This is a genomic window from Blautia sp. AF19-1 (assembly GCF_003479155.1).
Lineage (GTDB): Bacteria > Bacillota > Clostridia > Lachnospirales > Lachnospiraceae > Fusicatenibacter > Fusicatenibacter saccharivorans.
Genome location: NZ_QUGQ01000047.1, coordinates 1 through 2,124, shown reverse-complemented (window position 1 = coordinate 2,124; position 2,124 = coordinate 1). Strand labels below are relative to the sequence as shown.

Below are 2,124 nucleotides of genomic sequence, written 5' to 3'. Positions count from 1 at the left end.
CTGCCGGACGGAAGTTTTATTCGTTCCCCATTTTCGTCAAGGTCATAAACCTTGCGGCTCTTGGGAAGCCATTTCCCATGTTCGTCCATTGCCCTCATAGTGAGCAGGACATGGGCGTGGGGATTGTGTCCCGGCGGGTGGGGGTCATGGATGGCAAAGTCAACAATCATCCCTTTGGAAACAAACTGCTGTTCACAAAACTCCCGGACAAGGACAGCATACTGGTCGGGCGGTATCTCTCTGGGGATGGTCAGCACCCACCGCCTTGCAAGCTGGGAGTTCCATTGCTTTTCCACCGCTTCGGCGGCGTTCCATAAGGTATTGCGGTCTGCATACGACCGTGGGGCGTTTGCCGGGAGCAGAATTTCATTGTGGACAATACCACGCTTTTCCGGGTAGTGCTTCACTTGCTGGTCGTATTCACAGAACAGCTTTTCGCCGCTTTGGTAAGCAGCGGCGGCAACCGCAGACTGTCGCTGGCTGCGCTGAACAATCGTGATTTCGTTGTGTGGGCAGGGCATTTCGTGTCCCTCCTTTCGGTAATTGGTGGATGGGGTGGCGTTTTACCACCTCATTTTGGGCAGAAAAAAAGCAGGAGACCTTTTTCAGATTTCCTGCTTGGTGTGCCGCTTTGTGGGCGGCGGATATTTAGTTGTAAAAGTTCGGGAGCAAGTTGACCCGATGTGTGAGTGGCAAACTTGAAGTTGTCAGTCCTTCTTGTTCTTTTCAATAGCACTAATGGTGCAAGCAAAACCTGTAATCATTGAAAGTAGTATTGCTCCACCCATTGCTTCGTTCATTCCAGCACCAAAGAAAAAACCGACCACCGCCGCAATTACCATAAGAATGATTGAAATCATTACTCTCATAATATATACCTCCATAACTTAGAATTTTCTACTCTTATCAATAACCCCAAGTCATCAGATTCCATTCTCCGCCTTCACTCCGTGCAAGCCACCATGACCAAGTGTATTCTTCGTTAGCCTCCCATGCACCGCCACCTTTTTTCGGCGAACGAAAACTGCTTTCAAATGCAATACATTGCGTAAAGGCTTCTTTATTATCATCCGTTCTTAAATCGTTCATCCATTCAATGTTATCTGCATTGTTGCATTCTTCATCCGGCATATAAGAAAGGCTATGCAATTCACAGCCCTCAAACGAAGCGAACTGCTTTTTTATAATCTCAATGGCAGAATCTATTTCTTCTTTTGAATAAACGGAAGATGCTCCATAATCAATTTCCACTTTTGATGTATCACCGTTCTTTCCGCATCCGGCAAAGAGAAGAACCAGCACAATGCAAAGCGTTACGGTTATAATCTTTTTCATAGTGAATACCTCCAACTCCCGATTTCTCATTGACTTCATTATACTTTATTCGACCCTCAAAGTACAGAGAGATTTTGTAAAACTTGTCGGCTGGGAGCAGCTTGCAACGCAAGGTGTCCCCAGATGGCAAGTCCACAAAAGGGTAGCTGGCGGTAGCCAGCGCAGGGGAAGCGTAGCGTCCCCTGTTTGATTTGGAGCAGACCATGACTGCGGAAAATCACAGCCCTCCGGTGAGGAGCCTTCGGAGAACGCAATGCACCAACCTCTGGGTGGTGTATAATTGCGCCCTTAGTAAACTAAGGGGGTTCCGGCATCTCCCGTTCCAGCAGTTTTTTCAATAGTTCCTGCGTGTCCTGTCTGTGAAAAATGAGTTTCAACAACAGCATGACATCATCATCTGTCAGGCGTTCCGGCTCTTGCAGAAAACTTTCCAGCATACCGCCACGGGTACAGAGCCGGTGCGTCCGTTCCTTTCGGGTAAGCTGTTTCAACTGGTGCTGCAATGCCTTTTCATCATTGATGGCTTTCCGCAGTTTCTTTTCGCTTTTTTCCAACTCCCGATTGAGTTTTTCCAGCTTTGAGGTATCAGGCAAGGGCAGCGTCCTCCTTTCCCGGTATCAGCACATAAATCCGGTTTGGTTCTCCAATGCCCTGACGCACCCGCATGATAAGTCCGGCAGTTTCCAGTTCATTCAGAGAACGCTTGACCGTCATGGAGCTGCGGGACAGGACTGCGGCAATGGCTGTGACAGGGAAGCAGACAAAGAGGATTCCGTTCTCGTCCTCCTG

Annotated in this window: 5 protein-coding genes; all 5 read right to left on the bottom strand. The window is 48.4% G+C overall.

Annotated features, from left to right (window positions below):
- Positions 1-521: MobQ family relaxase (gene mobQ, locus DWX26_RS16510; RefSeq protein ID WP_147398141.1), on the bottom strand; the 521-nt coding region annotated here is incomplete at its 3' end.
- Positions 522-707: 186 nt separating this feature from the next.
- Entirely contained in the window at positions 708-869 is a 162-nt protein-coding gene (locus DWX26_RS16950; protein ID WP_172754431.1) for a hypothetical protein, read from the bottom strand.
- Between the two features lie 37 nt (positions 870-906).
- Positions 907-1,335: a hypothetical protein gene (locus tag DWX26_RS16505; RefSeq protein ID WP_024739829.1), complete on the bottom strand. Its 429-nt coding sequence runs from the start codon at positions 1,333-1,335 to the stop codon at positions 907-909.
- Between the two features lie 296 nt (positions 1,336-1,631).
- Positions 1,632-1,928, bottom strand: coding sequence for a DUF3847 domain-containing protein (locus DWX26_RS16495; protein ID WP_005927679.1), 297 nt, complete (start codon positions 1,926-1,928; stop codon positions 1,632-1,634).
- The coding region (locus DWX26_RS16490) for a DeoR family transcriptional regulator (protein ID WP_118601790.1) at positions 1,921-2,124 on the bottom strand (204 nt) is incomplete at its 5' end. The genes DWX26_RS16495 and DWX26_RS16490, both read right to left, overlap by 8 nt.

Excerpts from the sequence above, each read along its gene's own strand:
- DWX26_RS16505 (WP_024739829.1), bottom strand. The coding sequence starts at position 1,335 with ATGAAAAAGATTATAACCGTAACGCTTTGCATTGTGCTGGTTCTTCTC.
- DWX26_RS16950 (WP_172754431.1), bottom strand. The coding sequence starts at position 869 with ATGAGAGTAATGATTTCAATCATTCTTATGGTAATTGCGGCGGTGGTC.